General features: G+C 51.1%; 17 protein-coding genes, 5 tRNA genes and 1 other RNA gene. 20 read left to right on the top strand and 3 right to left on the bottom strand.

Annotation, left to right across the window (positions count from 1 at the left end; translation table 11 throughout):
* Nucleotides 1-540 precede the first annotated feature (540 nt).
* From cydA to pnuC, 19 genes are all read left to right on the top strand, one after another.
* The gene (cydA, locus tag HV237_RS16555; RefSeq protein ID WP_016152309.1) at nt 541-2,109 is read left to right on the top strand and encodes a cytochrome ubiquinol oxidase subunit I; all 1,569 of its coding nucleotides are present in this window, start codon (nt 541-543) and stop codon (nt 2,107-2,109) included.
* A gap of 15 nt (nt 2,110-2,124) precedes the next feature.
* Nucleotides 2,125-3,264: a cytochrome d ubiquinol oxidase subunit II gene (gene cydB / locus HV237_RS16550; RefSeq protein ID WP_047359469.1), complete on the top strand. Its 1,140-nt coding sequence runs from the start codon at nt 2,125-2,127 to the stop codon at nt 3,262-3,264.
* Between the two features lie 14 nt (nt 3,265-3,278).
* Nucleotides 3,279-3,392, top strand: coding sequence for a cytochrome bd-I oxidase subunit CydX (gene cydX / locus HV237_RS16545; RefSeq protein ID WP_003022970.1), 114 nt, complete (start codon nt 3,279-3,281; stop codon nt 3,390-3,392).
* Nucleotides 3,392-3,685, top strand: coding sequence for a cyd operon protein YbgE (gene ybgE / locus HV237_RS16540; protein WP_016152311.1), 294 nt, complete (start codon nt 3,392-3,394; stop codon nt 3,683-3,685). The genes cydX and ybgE overlap by 1 nt, the downstream gene beginning before the upstream one ends.
* 330 nt (nt 3,686-4,015) lie before the next feature.
* Nucleotides 4,016-4,420 carry a tol-pal system-associated acyl-CoA thioesterase gene (ybgC, locus tag HV237_RS16535; protein ID WP_003831439.1) on the top strand — a complete coding sequence of 135 codons (405 nt, stop codon included), beginning with the start codon at nt 4,016-4,018 and terminating at the stop codon, nt 4,418-4,420.
* Nucleotides 4,417-5,109 (top strand): Tol-Pal system protein TolQ, encoded by a 693-nt coding sequence (gene tolQ / locus HV237_RS16530; protein WP_016152312.1) that lies wholly within the window; start codon nt 4,417-4,419, stop codon nt 5,107-5,109. Before ybgC ends, tolQ begins: the two co-directional genes overlap by 4 nt.
* A 3-nt stretch (nt 5,110-5,112) precedes the next feature.
* Entirely contained in the window at nt 5,113-5,541 is a 429-nt protein-coding gene (gene tolR, locus HV237_RS16525; RefSeq protein WP_003022978.1) for a colicin uptake protein TolR, read from the top strand.
* 64 nt (nt 5,542-5,605) lie between these two features.
* Nucleotides 5,606-6,862, top strand: coding sequence for a cell envelope integrity protein TolA (tolA, locus tag HV237_RS16520; protein ID WP_016152313.1), 1,257 nt, complete (start codon nt 5,606-5,608; stop codon nt 6,860-6,862).
* Nucleotides 6,863-6,989: 127 nt separating this feature from the next.
* On the top strand, nt 6,990-8,282 hold the full coding sequence (gene tolB, locus HV237_RS16515; RefSeq protein ID WP_003022981.1) for a Tol-Pal system beta propeller repeat protein TolB: 1,293 nt from the start codon (nt 6,990-6,992) through the stop codon (nt 8,280-8,282).
* A 34-nt stretch (nt 8,283-8,316) separates the two neighbouring features.
* Nucleotides 8,317-8,835, top strand: a complete 519-nt coding sequence (pal, locus tag HV237_RS16510) for a peptidoglycan-associated lipoprotein Pal (RefSeq protein ID WP_003022983.1) — start codon at nt 8,317-8,319, stop codon at nt 8,833-8,835.
* Nucleotides 8,836-8,844: 9 nt separating this feature from the next.
* Nucleotides 8,845-9,633 (top strand): cell division protein CpoB, encoded by a 789-nt coding sequence (gene cpoB, locus HV237_RS16505; protein WP_047359468.1) that lies wholly within the window; start codon nt 8,845-8,847, stop codon nt 9,631-9,633.
* Between the two features lie 165 nt (nt 9,634-9,798).
* Nucleotides 9,799-9,874: transfer RNA gene (locus HV237_RS16500), tRNA-Lys, on the top strand.
* Nucleotides 9,875-9,900: 26 nt separating this feature from the next.
* Nucleotides 9,901-9,976 (top strand) — tRNA-Val (locus HV237_RS16495).
* A gap of 3 nt (nt 9,977-9,979) precedes the next feature.
* Nucleotides 9,980-10,055: transfer RNA gene (locus tag HV237_RS16490), tRNA-Lys, on the top strand.
* A gap of 152 nt (nt 10,056-10,207) precedes the next feature.
* Nucleotides 10,208-10,283, top strand: a tRNA-Lys gene (locus HV237_RS16485).
* A 32-nt stretch (nt 10,284-10,315) separates the two neighbouring features.
* Nucleotides 10,316-10,391 (top strand) — tRNA-Lys (locus tag HV237_RS16480).
* A 29-nt stretch (nt 10,392-10,420) separates the two neighbouring features.
* A non-coding RNA gene (locus HV237_RS16475) (RtT sRNA) lies at nt 10,421-10,546 on the top strand.
* A 269-nt stretch (nt 10,547-10,815) separates the two neighbouring features.
* Entirely contained in the window at nt 10,816-11,859 is a 1,044-nt protein-coding gene (gene nadA / locus HV237_RS16470) for a quinolinate synthase NadA (protein ID WP_047359467.1), read from the top strand.
* A gap of 27 nt (nt 11,860-11,886) precedes the next feature.
* The gene (gene pnuC, locus HV237_RS16465) at nt 11,887-12,606 is read left to right on the top strand and encodes a nicotinamide riboside transporter PnuC (RefSeq protein WP_016152316.1); all 720 of its coding nucleotides are present in this window, start codon (nt 11,887-11,889) and stop codon (nt 12,604-12,606) included.
* Here pnuC and zitB read toward each other — a convergent pair.
* The gene (zitB, locus tag HV237_RS16460; RefSeq protein ID WP_019076308.1) at nt 12,603-13,544 is read right to left on the bottom strand and encodes a CDF family zinc transporter ZitB; all 942 of its coding nucleotides are present in this window, start codon (nt 13,542-13,544) and stop codon (nt 12,603-12,605) included. The genes pnuC and zitB overlap by 4 nt on opposite strands.
* Before the next feature lie 113 nt (nt 13,545-13,657).
* A complete protein-coding gene (locus HV237_RS16455; protein WP_046275981.1) occupies nt 13,658-14,032 on the bottom strand; it encodes a YbgS-like family protein in 375 nt (124 codons plus the stop codon).
* A 317-nt stretch (nt 14,033-14,349) separates the two neighbouring features.
* Here HV237_RS16455 and aroG point away from each other — a divergent pair, with 317 nt between their 5' ends.
* Nucleotides 14,350-15,402 (top strand): 3-deoxy-7-phosphoheptulonate synthase AroG, encoded by a 1,053-nt coding sequence (gene aroG / locus HV237_RS16450; protein ID WP_016152319.1) that lies wholly within the window; start codon nt 14,350-14,352, stop codon nt 15,400-15,402.
* Between the two features lie 153 nt (nt 15,403-15,555).
* Here aroG and gpmA read toward each other — a convergent pair whose 3' ends face one another.
* A complete protein-coding gene (gene gpmA / locus HV237_RS16445) occupies nt 15,556-16,308 on the bottom strand; it encodes a 2,3-diphosphoglycerate-dependent phosphoglycerate mutase (RefSeq protein WP_003022999.1) in 753 nt (250 codons plus the stop codon).
* Nucleotides 16,309-16,526 lie beyond the last annotated feature (218 nt).

Here is a 16,526-nt window from a genome sequence, read left to right as displayed (position 1 = left end):
CTACCCGGCAATAGTGACTCTTTATCTGCTGGCAATTTTGTCAGTCGGGCGGGTTAAAAGATCGTGTAGATTTAAATAAATATCCTATCATTTGTAGTAACGGCAATTACTCATTGAAAAACATACCGTTAACATGGTGTTCACTAGTCGCCTGACTGTTAAACACTATTAACATTAAATTTGAAAATTGATTTAAATCAATGTTTAAAACTTGGTAAACAGCCTAAAAAGAGGTTAAATTGCTGCAGATCAAATTGGTCTGAAAGTGATAAATTAGCTATAAATTGATCACTATCGAAAAATGCAAATTTACCTCGATAAAAACCTGTTTATTGTAAGGATTTTACGGCGTAATATAATTGCGGGATCAATTTGAGTGTTTTATTAACATGTTTGTAACCTTTCATCATTGTCCTTTCTTCAAATGAGAAGAAAGAGCAGCGGCGGAGGGAAGCAGATAAATTTGTATTGGGGCATGCGTGTGACCCTTTCTAACGGGGTTCACTCTCGGAGTCTTCATGCGATGAGCAAGGAGTCATGATGTTAGATATAGTCGAACTGTCGCGCTTACAGTTTGCCTTGACCGCGATGTACCACTTCCTGTTTGTGCCACTGACGCTAGGTATGGCGTTCTTGCTGGCCATCATGGAAACGGTCTACGTCCTTTCCGGCAAACAGATTTATAAAGATATGACCAAGTTCTGGGGCAAGTTGTTTGGTATCAACTTCGCTCTGGGTGTGGCAACCGGTCTGACCATGGAGTTCCAGTTCGGGACTAACTGGTCTTACTACTCCCACTATGTAGGGGATATTTTCGGTGCGCCGCTGGCGATCGAAGGTTTGATGGCCTTCTTCCTCGAATCCACCTTTGTAGGTCTGTTCTTCTTCGGCTGGGACCGTTTGGGTAAAGTCCAGCATATGTGCGTCACCTGGCTGGTGGCCCTGGGTTCTAACCTGTCCGCACTGTGGATTCTGGTTGCGAACGGCTGGATGCAAAACCCAATCGCTGCGGATTTCAACTTTGAAACCATGCGCATGGAGATGCTGAGCTTCTCTGAACTGGTGCTCAACCCGGTAGCACAGGTGAAATTTGTTCACACTGTGGCATCTGGTTATGTTTGTGGCGCGATGTTCGTTCTGGGGATCAGCTCCTACTATATGCTGCGCGGTCGTGACTTCGCGTTTGCTAAACGTTCTTTTGCAATCGCCGCCAGCTTTGGTATGGCTGCTATTCTGTCTGTTATCGTTCTGGGTGATGAATCCGGTTACGAAATGGGCGACGTGCAGAAAACCAAACTCGCTGCTATTGAAGCGGAATGGGAAACGCAGCCTGCACCGGCTTCCTTTACCCTGTTCGGTATTCCGGACCAGGATGCGCAGGAAAACCATTTTGCGATTCAAATTCCTTATGCGCTGGGCATCATTGCCACCCGCTCTGTTGATACACCGGTCATTGGTCTGAAAGACCTGATGGTGCAGCACGAAGAGCGCATCCGTAACGGGATGAAAGCGTATCAACTGCTGGAAGAACTGCGTGCGGGTACTACCGATCAGGCCGTTCGCGACCAGTTCAACAGCATGAAGAAAGACCTGGGTTATGGTCTGCTGCTGAAACGCTATACGGATAACGTCACCGACGCGACCGAAGCGCAAATTCAGCAGGCAACGAAAGATTCTATTCCTCGCGTTGCGCCGCTCTACTTCGCTTTCCGTATTATGGTGGCGTGCGGCATTCTGATGCTGGCAATCATCGCAGTGTCCTTCTGGACCGTGATTCGTAACCGTATCGGTGAGAAAAAATGGCTGCTGCGCACCGCGCTGTATGCGATTCCTCTGCCGTGGATTGCCATTGAATCCGGTTGGTTTGTTGCAGAGTACGGCCGCCAACCGTGGGCGATTGGTGAAGTGTTACCAACAGCCGTAGCGAACTCTTCGCTGACCGCTGGCGACCTCATCTTCTCGATGCTGTTGATTTGCGGCCTGTATACCCTGTTCCTGGTGGCTGAACTGTATCTGATGTTCAAGTTCGCACGCCTTGGGCCGAGTAGCCTGAAAACCGGTCGTTATCACTACGAGCAGTCCACTGTGACTTCTCAGCCGGCACGCTAAGACAGGAGTCGTCAAATGATCGATTATGAAGTATTGCGTTTTATCTGGTGGCTGCTGGTTGGCATTCTGCTGATTGGTTTCGCGGTCACTGATGGCTTCGACATGGGGGTGGGCATGCTCACCCGTTTCCTCGGTCGTAATGATACCGAGCGTCGAATTATGATTAACTCCATCGCCCCGCACTGGGACGGTAACCAGGTTTGGCTCATCACCGCGGGTGGCGCACTGTTCGCTGCCTGGCCGATGGTGTATGCCGCTGCGTTCTCCGGTTTCTATGTGGCGATGATCCTGGTACTGGCGTCTTTGTTCTTCCGTCCGGTCGGTTTTGATTACCGCTCCAAGATTGAAGACATGCGCTGGCGCAACATGTGGGACTGGGGCATCTTCATTGGTAGCTTCGTTCCACCGCTGGTTATTGGCGTGGCGTTCGGCAACCTGCTGCAAGGGGTTCCGTTCCACGTAGACGACTACATGCGTTTGTACTACACCGGTAACTTCTTCCAGTTGCTGAATCCGTTTGGTCTGCTGGCGGGTGTCGTGAGTGTTGGGATGATCATCACCCAGGGCGCGACCTATCTGCAGATGCGTACGGTAGGTGAACTGCATCTGCGTGCGCGTACAACGTCGCAGGTTGCGGCACTGGTCACTATGGTCTGCTTCGCGCTGGCTGGTGTGTGGGTGATTTACGGTATTGACGGTTATGTTGTGACCTCAGCACTGGATCATCATGCCGCCTCTAACCCGCTGACCAAAGAAGTGGCTCGCGTGGCTGGCGCATGGATGGTGAACTTTAACAATGCACCTATCCTGTGGCTGGTTCCTGCACTGGGCGTGGTTCTGCCGCTGTTGACCATCCTGACTTCTCGTATGGAGAAAGGGGCATGGGCGTTCGTCTTCTCTTCACTGACGTTAGCCTGCATCATCCTGACGGCTGGTATCGCAATGTTCCCGTTTGTGATGCCATCCAGCACCATGATGAACGCAAGTCTGACCATGTGGGATGCAACGTCCAGCCAGCTGACGCTGAATCTGATGACGTATGTAGCTTGTGTGTTCGTTCCGATCATTCTGCTGTACACCGGCTGGTGTTACTGGAAGATGTTCGGTCGCATCACCAAAGAAGATATTGAAAGCAACACCCACTCTCTGTACTAAGTAAGGAGCTTAAAATGTGGTATTTCGCATGGATTTTGGGAACGCTTCTTGCCTGTGCATTTGGGATAATCACAGCGCTGGCGCTTGAGCACGTTGAATCAGGCAAAGCCGGACAAGAAGATAGCTGATGACCAACATTATCGCGATGCAGTATAACGCGATGGACAAGCGCCCCTTGCGGGCGCTTTCCTTTGTGCTGGCAATCGTGTTGGCTGGCTGCATATTCTGGGATCCGTCACGTTTCGCGGCCAAAACCAGTGAGCTGGAAATCTGGCATGGTCTCCTGCTGATGTGGGCGGTCTGCGCAGGCATCATTCACGGCGTTGGTTTTCGTCCTCGCGCCGTACACTGGCAGGGCATTTTCTGCCCGCTAATCGCAGATATCGTCCTGGTTGTTGGTCTGATTTTCTTCTTCTTTTGAATAAGAAACATCCTTAAATATTTATGGGCTTGCATAAGCCCATAAATTTTTACTCTCCGTTTACTTTCCCCCATTCCAAACCACCATTCCCGCGCGTATAGTAGCGAAGTTTGAAAGCATTAACCTAAGGTTGTGCCCTGGAGTTGTGTGCGGTGGCGACACTGGACCATCAGGACGCAACTTAATTGCATTACCGGGATGTAAAGTGAATACAGCGCGATATACAACGACATTCTTGAAGCATCGCGGCGGCAAGAACGCGAGTCACCAGGCGCTTACAAAGTTAAGCGACCGGTGTGAGTGGGCGAAGCCAACAAAGAGGCAGTAAGAATGAACAAGTATATGTTTCGATGGCCGGTTCGTGTCTACTATGAAGACACCGATGCCGGTGGAGTGGTTTACCACGCCAGCTACGTCGCTTTTTACGAAAGAGCACGCACAGAAATGCTGCGTCATCATCACTTCAGTCAGCAGGTCCTGTTGGCCGAACGTGTAGCCTTTGTGGTGCGCAAGATGACGCTGGAGTATTTTGCGCCTGCCCGACTCGACGATATGCTCGAAGTCCAAACCGAAATTACGTCAATGCGTGGCACCTCATTGGTTTTCACGCAACGCATTGTCAACGCAGAGAACACCGTGCTGAATGAAGCCGAAGTTCTGATTGTTTGCGTTGATCCACTCAAAATGAAGCCTCGTGCGCTTCCCAAGTCTATTGTCGCGGAGTTTAAGCAGTGACTGACATGAATATCCTTGATTTGTTCCTGAAGGCAAGCCTTCTGGTTAAACTTATCATGTTGATTTTGATTGGTTTCTCAATCGCATCCTGGGCCATTATTATCCAGCGGACCCGTATTCTTAATGCGGCTTCACGTGAAGCCGAAGCATTTGAAGACAAGTTCTGGTCCGGCATTGAATTGTCGCGCCTGTATCAGGAAAGCCAGGGGCGTCGTGATAATCTGGTGGGCTCGGAACAAATTTTCTACAGCGGATTCAAAGAGTTTGCGCGTCTGCATCGGGCGAATAGTCATGCGCCGGAAGCGGTCGTTGAGGGGGCATCCCGTGCGATGCGTATCTCGATGAACCGTGAACTGGAAACGCTGGAAACGCATATTCCATTCCTCGGCACCGTCGGCTCCATCAGCCCGTATATCGGTCTGTTCGGTACCGTTTGGGGGATCATGCACGCATTTATCGCGTTAGGCGCGGTAAAACAGGCAACGCTGCAAATGGTCGCACCGGGTATCGCGGAGGCGTTGATTGCAACGGCTATCGGTCTGTTTGCGGCAATCCCGGCGGTTATGGCTTACAACCGACTGAATCAGCGCGTGAACAAGCTGGAACTGAATTACGACAACTTTATGGAAGAGTTCACCGCGATTCTGCACCGCCAGGCGTTTACCGTTAGCGAGAGCAACAAGGGGTAAGCCATGGCCAGAACGCGTGGACGAGGTCGTCGCGAACTCAAGTCCGAAATCAATATTGTGCCGCTGCTCGACGTACTACTGGTGCTGTTGCTGATCTTTATGGCAACCGCGCCGATTATTACGCAGAGTGTGGAAGTCGACCTGCCGGATGCGACCGAATCGCAAGCTGTCAGTAGTAACGACGAACCGCCGGTCATTATTGAAGTTTCCGGGATAGGGCAATACAGCGTGGTCGTTGAGAAAGATCGTATGGATCAACTGCCGCCGGAGCAGGTTATCGCGGAAGCGAAAAGTCGCCTGCAGACCAATCCGAAAACGGTCTTTTTAATCGGTGGTGCGAAAGACGTGCCTTATGATGAAATAATTAAAGCGCTGAACTTGTTACACAGTGCAGGCGTAAAATCGGTTGGCTTGATGACGCAGCCAATCTGATGACTGCGTTTTGCTGGCTTGAAAGATAGCGCGTAACAGGCGAACAGTTTTTTGGGAACCGAGAGTGTCAAAGGCAACCGAACAAAACGACAAGCTCAAAAGGGCGATAATTATTTCAGCGGTGCTGCATGTCATTTTATTTGCAGCGCTGATCTGGAGTTCGTTCGATGAGCACATTGATGCTTCAGCCGGCGGCGGTGGCGGTTCGTCCATCGACGCCGTTATGGTCGATCCTGGCGCCGTTGTGCAACAGTACGACAGGCAACAGCAACAGCAGGCAAGTGCTAAACGTGCAGAAGAGCAGCGTGAAAAACAGGCGCAGCAGCAAGCTGAGGAACTTCGCGAGAAGCAGGCGGCCGAGCAAGAGCGACTGAAGCAACTTGAAAAAGAACGTTTAGCCGCGCAAGAAAAAGTGCGCGAACAGGCGGAACAGCAGAAACAGGCCGAAGCCGCCGCCGCGAAAGCGCAAGAGCAACAGAAACAGGCTGAAGAAGCTGCGGCGAAGGCTGCTGCAGACGCGAAGGCCAAAGCTGATGCTCAGGCGAAACAAGCGGCAGATGCCGCGAAGAAAGCCGCTGCGGACGCACAGAAAAAAGCAGAGGCTGAAGCCGCTAAAGCCGCCGCTGATGCGAAGAAAATTGCCGAAGCACAAGCTGCTAAGGCTGCCGCAGACGCTGCGAAGAAAGCTCAGGCTGAAGCCGCTAAGCAAGCAGCAGCCGAGAAAGCTGCTGCGGAGAAAGCAGAAAAAGCCGCTGCCGCGAAAGCTGCCGCTGCTGAAAAGGCTGCGGCTGATAAGAAAGCCGCAGCGGAAAAAGCAGCAGCAGATAAAAAAGCTGCAGCCGAGAAAGCCGCTGCCGATAAGAAAGCTGCGGCAGATAAAGCGGCGGCTGCGAAAAAGGCTGCGGCCGAAAAAGCAGCTGCAGCCTCTGGCGTTGACGACTTGTTGGGCGACTTAAGCTCCGGTAAGAATGCACCGAAATCAGGTGGTGGAGCGAAAGGAAACGGTCAACCGGCGAAAGATAGTGGTACAAGTGGTGCAAATGGCGGTGCATCTGGCGCTGATATCAGTGCTTACGCATCTCAAATTCGTAATGCGATCCAGAGCCGTCTGTATGGTGCCGATTTGTATGCGGGTAAATCTTGCGTATTACATATCAAGTTAGCACCCGATGGTCTGTTACTGGATGTGACCGAAGAGGGCGGAGATCCGGCATTGTGTCAGGCTGCGCTGACGGCTGCGAAAACAGCCAGAATTCCTAAACCGCCTAGCCAGGCTGTTTATGAAAAAGTAAAAGATGCCAAGCTGGACTTTAAACTGTAATAACGTCCCTGAGAATTCAGGGGAAACGGTCTAAGGTTGAGACAGTGTTCTGGTAGTTTTGTGTATTTGAGTTTGTTAACATTCTGCTAAATTATCGTGGGCTTTCCGTCCAGATAAGGGAGATATGATGAAGCAGGCATTACGAGTAGCATTTGGTTTTCTGATGCTGTGGGCAGCGGTGCTGCACGCAGAAGTACGTATCGAGATCACCCAGGGGGTGGACTCGGCACGCCCGATTGGTGTTGTCCCCTTCCAGTGGGCAGGGCCGGGTGCTGCACCTGAAGATATCGGTGGTATCGTAGGCGCTGACCTGCGTAACAGCGGTAAATTTAATCCGTTAGACCGTTCTCGCCTGCCGCAGCAGCCGGGTACCGCACAGGAAGTTCAACCTGCCGCATGGTCTGCGCTGGGTATTGATGCCGTGGTAGTAGGTCAGGTTACGCCAAATCCGGATGGTTCCTACAGCGTTGCTTATCAACTGGTAGATACCGGCGGCGCACCGGGTACCGTACTGGCACAGAACACCTATAAAGTGAACAAGCAGTGGTTGCGTTACGCGGGCCATACTGCAAGTGACGAAGTGTTTGAAAAACTGACCGGTATTAAAGGTGCATTCCGTACCCGTATCGCTTATGTTGTTCAGACGAACGGCGGCCAGTTCCCGTACGAATTACGTGTATCCGACTACGATGGCTACAACCAGTTCGTGGTACACCGTTCTCCGCAGCCGCTGATGTCTCCGGCATGGTCTCCGGACGGTTCAAAACTGGCATACGTCACTTTCGAAAGCGGTCGTTCTGCGCTGGTTATTCAGACGTTGTCTAATGGCGCGGTTCGTCAGGTAGCGTCGTTCCCACGTCACAACGGTGCACCTGCGTTTTCTCCGGATGGCAGCAAACTGGCGTTTGCCCTGTCTAAAACCGGTAGTCTGAACCTGTATGTCATGGACATTGGTTCCGGTCAGATCCGTCAGGTGACGGATGGTCGCAGCAACAACACGGAACCTACCTGGTTCCCGGACAGCCAAAACCTGGCCTTTACCTCTGACCAGGCCGGTCGTCCGCAGGTATATAAAGTTAACGTCAACGGCGGTGCTCCGCAGCGTATTACCTGGGAAGGTTCGCAAAACCAGGATGCGGATGTGAGCAGCGACGGTAAGTTTATGGTAATGGTAAGCTCAGCCAATGGTCAGCAGCACATTGCCAAACAAGATCTGGTAGCGGGTGGCGTACAAGTCCTGTCGTCAACGTTCCTGGATGAAACGCCAAGTCTGGCACCTAACGGCACTATGGTAATCTACAGCTCTTCTCAGGGGATGGGATCCGTGCTGAATTTGGTTTCTACAGATGGGCGTTTCAAAGCGCGTCTTCCGGCAACTGATGGTCAGGTTAAATTCCCTGCCTGGTCGCCGTATCTGTGATAATAAATAATTGATTAATAAAGGAATCATTGAAATGCAACTGAACAAAGTGCTGAAAGGGCTGATGATTGCTCTGCCTGTTATGGCTATTGCAGCGTGTTCTTCTAACAAGAACGCCAGCAATGACGGCAGCGAAGGCATGCTGGGTGCCGGCACTGGTATGGATGCAAACGGCAGCGGCAACATGTCTTCTGAAGAGCAAGCGCGTCTTCAGATGCAACAGCTGCAGCAGAACAACATCGTTTACTTCGATCTGGACAAGTACGATATCCGTTCTGACTTCGCTGCAATGCTGGATGCTCACGCTAACTTCCTGCGTAGCAACCCGTCTTACAAAGTCACCGTAGAAGGTCATGCGGACGAACGTGGTACTCCTGAGTACAACATCTCCCTGGGTGAGCGTCGTGCGAACGCCGTTAAGATGTACCTGCAGGGTAAAGGCGTTTCTGCTGACCAGATCTCCATCGTTTCTTACGGTAAAGAAAAACCTGCAGTACTGGGTCATGACGAAGCGGCTTACGCCAAAAACCGTCGCGCCGTACTGGTTTACTAAGAGAATTGCATGAGCAGTAACTTCAGACATCACCTGTTGAGTCTGTCGTTACTGGTTGGCATAGCGGCCCCCTGGGCCGCTTTTGCTCAGGCGCCAATCAGTAGTGTCGGCTCAGGCTCGGTCGAAGACCGTGTCACTCAACTCGAGCGTATTTCTAACGCTCACAGTCAGCTTTTAACCCAACTCCAGCAACAACTCTCCGATAATCAGTCCGATATCGATTCCCTGCGTGGTCAAATTCAGGAAAATCAATATCAGCTGAATCAGGTTGTTGAGCGACAGAAGCAGATATTGCTGCAGATGAATAATCTTGGCAGCGGTAGTGCGCCTGCGGCACAGTCTACAGGTGGCGATCAGAGTGGGGCGGCAACCCCTGCACCTGATGCGGGAGTTGCAGCAACGTCAGGGGCTCCCGTGCAAACTGGCGATGCGAATACCGATTACAATGCAGCGATTGCTCTGGTGCAGGATAAATCCCGCCAGGATGACGCGATTGAAGCATTCCAGAACTTCATCAAAAAGTACCCGGACTCTACTTACCTGCCCAATGCGAATTACTGGCTGGGTCAGTTGAATTACAACAAGGGTAAAAAAGATGATGCTGCGTTCTATTTTGCTTCGGTAGTTAAAAACTTCCCCAAATCACCTAAGGCTGCAGACGCGATGTATAAAGTCGGCGTCATCATGCAGGACAAAGGTGACACAGCAAAAGCTAAAGCGGTTTATCAGCAGGTTATCACTAAATATCCTGGCACTGATGGCGCGAAACAAGCGCAAAAACGCCTTGGCGCGATGTAATGACCACCATACGACCAGAAATCGTGTTATTTCTGGTCGTGTCGTGTGATTCCTAAGCAGTTGAGTTATTTACATCGAAATTTTTGTTGCGCTAAAATCTGAAATCAGTAATATATGCCGCCGTTGCCAAGGGATATCAAACAGCCCGAAAGCGGCGAAAAAAGTGGGGCGTTAGCTCAGTTGGTAGAGCAGTTGACTTTTAATCAATTGGTCGCAGGTTCGAATCCTGCACGCCCCACCACTTAATGCAGTATCCAGCGTAGTATCGGGTGATTAGCTCAGCTGGGAGAGCACCTCCCTTACAAGGAGGGGGTCGGCGGTTCGATCCCGTCATCACCCACCACTCGGGGCGTTAGCTCAGTTGGTAGAGCAGTTGACTTTTAATCAATTGGTCGCAGGTTCGAATCCTGCACGCCCCACCAACTTTAACATTGTACTCAGGTGTTAAACGTGAAGGATAACGTTGCTTTAGCAACGGCCCGTTAGGGCGAGACGAAGTCGAGTCATCCTGCACGCCGCCATATCAATTGTTATATTGGTGTCGAGTAAAGAATTTTTCAGGTGACATCCGAGCGGGTCGTTAGCTCAGTTGGTAGAGCAGTTGACTTTTAATCAATTGGTCGCAGGTTCGAATCCTGCACGACCCACCATCCTGAATAATTGAAGCAGTAAACCCCATACGGGGGCGTTAGCTCAGTTGGTAGAGCAGTTGACTTTTAATCAATTGGTCGCAGGTTCGAATCCTGCACGCCCCACCAGTGTAAAAAGGCGCCCTAAAGGCGCCTTTTTGCTATCTGCGATTTATAAGATTCGAACCTGCAGCAGGTTCGGGTCGAACGCAGTGAGACAACGGAGCCGTTCACGGCGACGGCCCGAAGGGCAAGCGAAGCGAGTCATCCTGCACGCCCCACCAGTGTAAAAAGGCGCCCTAAAGGCGCCTTTTTGCTATCTGCGATTTATAAGATTTCCTGATGTCCTTTGCTTATCAGCCTACAGACGACACTACTCGTGTAGGCCGGATAAGACGTCAGACGCCATCTGGCATTCATCACACGCAATTATTGTGACTTTTCTGCGCCAATCCGCTATCTTGTTTAGCATACAAAACAAATCAAACCGAATATGGCGTGCGTCACGCTTTTAATCGGTTATTTCGTTAAGCCAGTGAAACGAGAAAGCAAGATGAGCGTGATGTTTGATCCAGAAGCAGCAATTTATCCGTTTCCGCCGAAGCCAGTACCGCTAAGTGTGGATGAAAAGCAATTTTATCGTGAAAAAATCAAGCGCCTGCTGAAAGAGCGTGATGCCGTTATGGTCGCGCATTATTACACCGATCCTGAAATTCAGCAGTTAGCGGAAGAGACCGGGGGCTGTATTTCTGATTCTCTGGAGATGGCGCGGTTCGGTGCAAAGCATACTGCCTCTACGCTGCTGGTTGCGGGCGTGAGGTTTATGGGAGAAACTGCCAAAATTCTCAGCCCGGAAAAGACCATCCTGATGCCGACCTTACAGGCGGAATGTTCATTAGATCTGGGCTGTTCGATTGACGCGTTCAGCGCATTTTGCGACGCGCATCCGGATCGTACCGTGGTGGTTTACGCCAATACCTCTGCTGCCGTTAAAGCACGTGCGGACTGGGTCGTGACTTCCAGTATCGCGGTTGAACTTATTGAGCATCTTGATAGTTTAGGTGAAAAAATCATCTGGGCTCCGGACAGACATTTGGGCAACTACGTGCAAAAACAGACCGGCGCAGACGTGCTCTGTTGGCAGGGCGCCTGTATCGTCCACGACGAGTTTAAAACCCAGGCCTTAACACGCATGAAAGGGCTTTACCCTGATGCCGCGGTGCTGGTGCACCCGGAGTCCCCTCAGTCTATCGTTGATATGGCAGATGCGGTTGGCTCAACCAGCCAGCTCATCAACGCGGCTAAATCGTTACCGCATAAGCAGTTGATTGTGGCGACTGACCGGGGCATTTTTTACAAAATGCAGCAGGCCGTTCCGGATAAAGAGCTGCTTGAAGCTCCGACGGCTGGCGAGGGGGCAACCTGTCGCAGCTGTGCGCATTGTCCGTGGATGGCGATGAATGGCCTGAAAGCGATTGCTGAGGGCCTGGAACATGGCGGCGCGGCTCATGAGATACATGTTGAGGACTCGCTGAGAGAAGGGGCGCTTTTGCCGTTAAACCGTATGTTGGAATTTGCGGCTACACTTCGAGCGTAATTATTTATTTTTGCTCTGGGGGAAAAGATGGACTTTTTTAGCACGCAGAACATTCTGGTACATATTCCGATTGGCGCGGGTGGTTACGATTTGTCGTGGATCGAAGCCGTGGGAACGATCGCCGGGTTGCTGTGTATTGGCCTGGCGAGCCTTGAGAAAATCAGCAATTACTTCTTCGGTCTGATAAACGTCACGCTGTTTGCAATTATCTTCTTTCAGATCCAGCTCTATGCCAGCTTGTTGCTGCAAGTTTTCTTCTTTGCCGCAAATATCTACGGCTGGTATGCCTGGTCCCGGCAAACCAACCAGCATGAAGCGGAACTGAAAATTCGCTGGCTACCGCTTCCAAAAGCGATCGGCTGGCTGGCGGCTTGCGTGGTGGCGATCGGCCTGATGTCGATCTATATCGATCCGGTTTTTGCGTTCCTGACAGGCATTGCAGTGAATATTATGCAGGCATTGGGCTTACAGGTTGTTGTGCCTGAACTACAACCCGATGCATTCCCGTTCTGGGACTCCTGCATGATGGTGCTGTCGATTGCGGCGATGATCCTGATGACGCGCAAATACGTTGAAAACTGGCTGCTGTGGGTGATCATTAACGTCATTAGCGTGGTGATCTTTGCCCTGCAAGGCGTATATGCCATGTCGCTGGAATATATGATCCTGACGGTTATCGCTCTGAACGGTAGCAGGATGTGGATTAACAGCGCGCGTGAGCGGGGTTCCCACGCGCTTTCTCATTAATGGTGATGATGTGAATGGCCGGACACGCCCTGATACAGGTGACAGTCCGGCCCATTGCACGGCTGATACTCCATCTGGATTGTGGCGTGTTCAATCTGGTAGTGATGGATAAGGAAATGCTGAATACGCTCCAGCAACGCATCGTGATCGTGTGGCGGGATCACCTGAACATGCAGCGTCATTACCGGTTTTTCGCCCACCATCCAGACATGGACATGATGAACATTGCGGACTTCAGGAATATCCCGGCTGAGATGGCGCTGCAGTGCGGCGATATCCAGCGTCAGCGGGGCACCTTCCAGTAATTCATTAACGCTATCTTTTAGCAATCGCCAGGCGCTACGCAGCACCAGCACGGAAACCAGAATCGAGAGAATTGGGTCCGCGGGTGTCCAGCCCGTCCAGATAATAATCAGCGCAGCGATGATTGCCCCGACAGAGCCGAGTAAATCGCCCATCACATGCAGCGCCGCGGCGCGGACGTTCAGATTTTTCTCTTCACTGCCGCGATGTAAAACCCAAAAAGCGAGCACGTTGGCCAGTAGACCCGCGACAGCAATAACCATCATCATGCCGCCAGCCACGGGGCGAGGTGTCTGGAAGCGCTCAATCGCCTCCCAGACGATTAAAATGGTGATAACGACCAATGCGATGGCATTAACAAATGCGGCCAGCGTCGTGAGCCTCAGCCAGCCGAAGGTGTGTCGTATTGTGGGCGGGCGACGGGAAAACCGGACGGCCAGCAGCGCGAAAAGCAGCGCCGCAGCATCCGTGAGCATATGCCCGGCGTCGGCCAGCAAGGCCAGTGAACCAGAAAGTATTCCACCCACCACTTCAACCAACATAAATCCGGCTGTAATGCAGAATGCGAACATCAGTCGGCGGGCATTATTGTCCTTGGGTTGCTCAGAGGAAGTATGAGTATGTGCGTGCGCCATTATGCCATCCCTTTGTTATTCTCATCTTTACTGTATGCCATCATACCGTTTTTGGGATGATAAAATTAAAAAGGAGAGCTATTGCTCTCCCGTTATTAGCTTTAATTTCAGCGTTACTGCGTGGTGCCATCAGTTTTTGTGTCAACATCATTGTTGATGCCGTTTCCGGTCTCAACCTTCTTATTCACATCAGGGCAGCGACCGTCCTTACACATCGTGTTTTTGTGCATCTCATCTTTGGTCATCCCTTCATGGTTCATTGATGAACCGTCCGGGTGCAGCATTGTGCCACCTGAATTCACGTTACTGTTGTCGACATTATTTGGCGCCACGTTTTCGCGGGCGTCTGGGGCGACTTGTCCTGCATCAGCCGAGGAATTTGCCTGACCGTTATTGGACTGCGTGTTGCTTTCAGCAGCCAGTGCCGCGCCGCTGGCGAGGCTGAGTGTAGCGGTAAGGAAGAGTGAAGCCAGCTTTGTCATATGCATAATATGCTCCTGTTAAGGTCGATATGTCGGATAACGTCTTCCAACAGTGCATGTGCCAGTTACATCATCAATATGTGGTTAATCGTTTTGCTATGGAAATTAAAACCAGCATAGAATCTTGAAATCTATGAAAATTAAAGCTGTTACAGTTAGAAATTGTAGTTTGGATCTCGTTTTTCGCTACTTTATTGCGTTTTTTTGGCCAATTCCAGGATTAATCCGTCCAAAGTGTAAAACCCCGTTTACACTTTATGACTGAAGATATAGATTGGAGGGATTGCATTCATTTATATAAGTATGGCAACGCTGGAATAATCATGAATTATCAGAACGACGATTTACGCATTAAAGAGATCAACGAGTTATTACCACCAGTCGCACTGCTGGAAAAATTCCCCGCTACTGAAAATGCCGCCAATACGGTGGCTCATGCCCGTAAGGCGATTCATAAAATTCTGAAAGGGAGCGACGATCGCCTTCTGGTGGTGATTGGGCCGTGCTCTATTCATGATCCGGCAGCTGCCAAAGAGTATGCCACTCGTCTGCTGGCGCTGCGCGAAGCGTTAAAAGGTGAGCTTGAAATCGTCATGCGCGTCTATTTTGAAAAACCGCGTACCACCGTTGGCTGGAAAGGGCTTATCAACGACCCGCACATGGACAACAGCTTCCAGATCAATGATGGGCTGCGCATTGCGCGTAAACTGCTGCTGGATATCAACGACAGCGGATTGCCGACTGCGGGTGAATTCCTCGATATGATCACCCCACAATATCTCGCCGATCTGATGAGCTGGGGCGCGATTGGGGCACGTACAACAGAATCTCAGGTGCACCGCGAGCTGGCATCGGGTCTGTCCTGCCCGGTTGGTTTTAAAAACGGTACCGATGGCACCATCAAAGTGGCGATTGATGCAATAAACGCTGCAGGGGCACCGCACTGCTTCCTGTCTGTCACCAAATGGGGTCATTCAGCGATCGTGAATACCAGTGGTAATGGCGATTGCCATATCATTCTGCGCGGTGGCAAAGAGCCGAACTACAGCGCTCAGCACGTTGCGGACGTAAAAGAAGGTCTGGTCAAAGCAGGGCTCTCTGCGCAAGTGATGATCGACTTCAGCCATGCCAACTCCAGCAAGCAGTTCAAAAAGCAGATGGATGTTGCGAAAGATGTTTGCGGACAAGTCGCCGGTGGCGAAAAAGCAATTATTGGCGTGATGATCGAAAGCCATTTGGTGGAAGGTAATCAGAATCCGGATAGCGGTGAGCCGCTGACCTACGGTAAGAGTATCACCGACGCATGCATTGGTTGGGAAGATACCGATGCGGTGCTGCGTCAACTGGCGGATGCGGTAAAAGCGCGTCGCGGTTAACCAAGTCCCCTGGGCCTGAGAAGCGTAGCGCCATCAGCATTCCGTTGCAGACTGCCGGATGGGGCGATGTCTTATCCGGCCTACATTTTCTGGTCGTGCCGAAATAAAAAAGCGTGGAGGAATCCACGCTTTGTCTTTAACTTACCGCGAAAATTACTTCGCTTTACCTTGGTTCGCAACGGCCGCCGCTTTTGCTGCGATCTCGTCAGCGTTACCCAGATAGTAGTGTTTGATCGGCTTGAAGTTTTCGTCGAACTCATACACCAGCGGTACGCCGGTCGGGATGTTCAGTTCAAGGATCTCATCTTCGCCCATGTTATCAAGGTATTTAACCAGCGCACGCAGAGAGTTACCGTGAGCGGCGATAATTACGCGCTCACCGCTTTTCATGCGCGGCAGAATGGTTTCATTCCAGTAAGGGATAACGCGATCGATGGTCAGCGCCAGGCTTTCGGTAACCGGTAACTCTTTGTCGGTCAGCTTCGCATAACGCGGATCGTGACCCGGGTAACGCTCGTCGTCTTTGGTCAGTTCCGGCGGGGTAACCGCAAAGCCGCGACGCCACTGCTTAACCTGCTCATCACCGTATTTTTCCGCGGTTTCTGCTTTGTTCAAACCCTGCAGCGCACCGTAATGGCGTTCGTTCAGTTTCCAGGATTTCTCAACCGGCAGCCAGGCCTGATCCAGTTCGTCCAGTACGTTCCACAGGGTGTGGATGGCACGTTTCAGCACAGAGGTATAAGCAAAATCGAAGCTGTAGCCTTCCTCTTTCAGCAGTTTTCCTGCCGCTTTTGCTTCGCCAACGCCTTTCTCGGACAGATCAACATCATACCAACCGGTAAAACGGTTTTCGTTGTTCCACTGACTTTCACCGTGACGTACCAGAACCAGCTTAGTTACAGCCATACATTCACTCCTATAAATCATATCGAATGATAATAATTCTCATTATATTGCCGTAATGTGTAAGCGGCAATGCTTACGCATAACCATAGCGAAAATAGCGCTACAGTGTAAGGTTCTTGTGAACTCAAGGTTGCGATTTTGTCTTTGAGTGGTGGGGATTTGAGCGGTTCTACTGTGATTAACAAGCACCAGGCCCGAAAAGATACGTCATCGGGCCT

The sequence above is a fragment of the Citrobacter sp. RHBSTW-00570 genome, from assembly GCF_013739755.1.
In the GTDB taxonomy this organism is placed as follows: domain Bacteria; phylum Pseudomonadota; class Gammaproteobacteria; order Enterobacterales; family Enterobacteriaceae; genus Citrobacter; species Citrobacter braakii.
The sequence above is the reverse complement of the archived record's forward strand: the minus strand, read 5'-3'. Positions and strand labels throughout refer to the sequence as shown.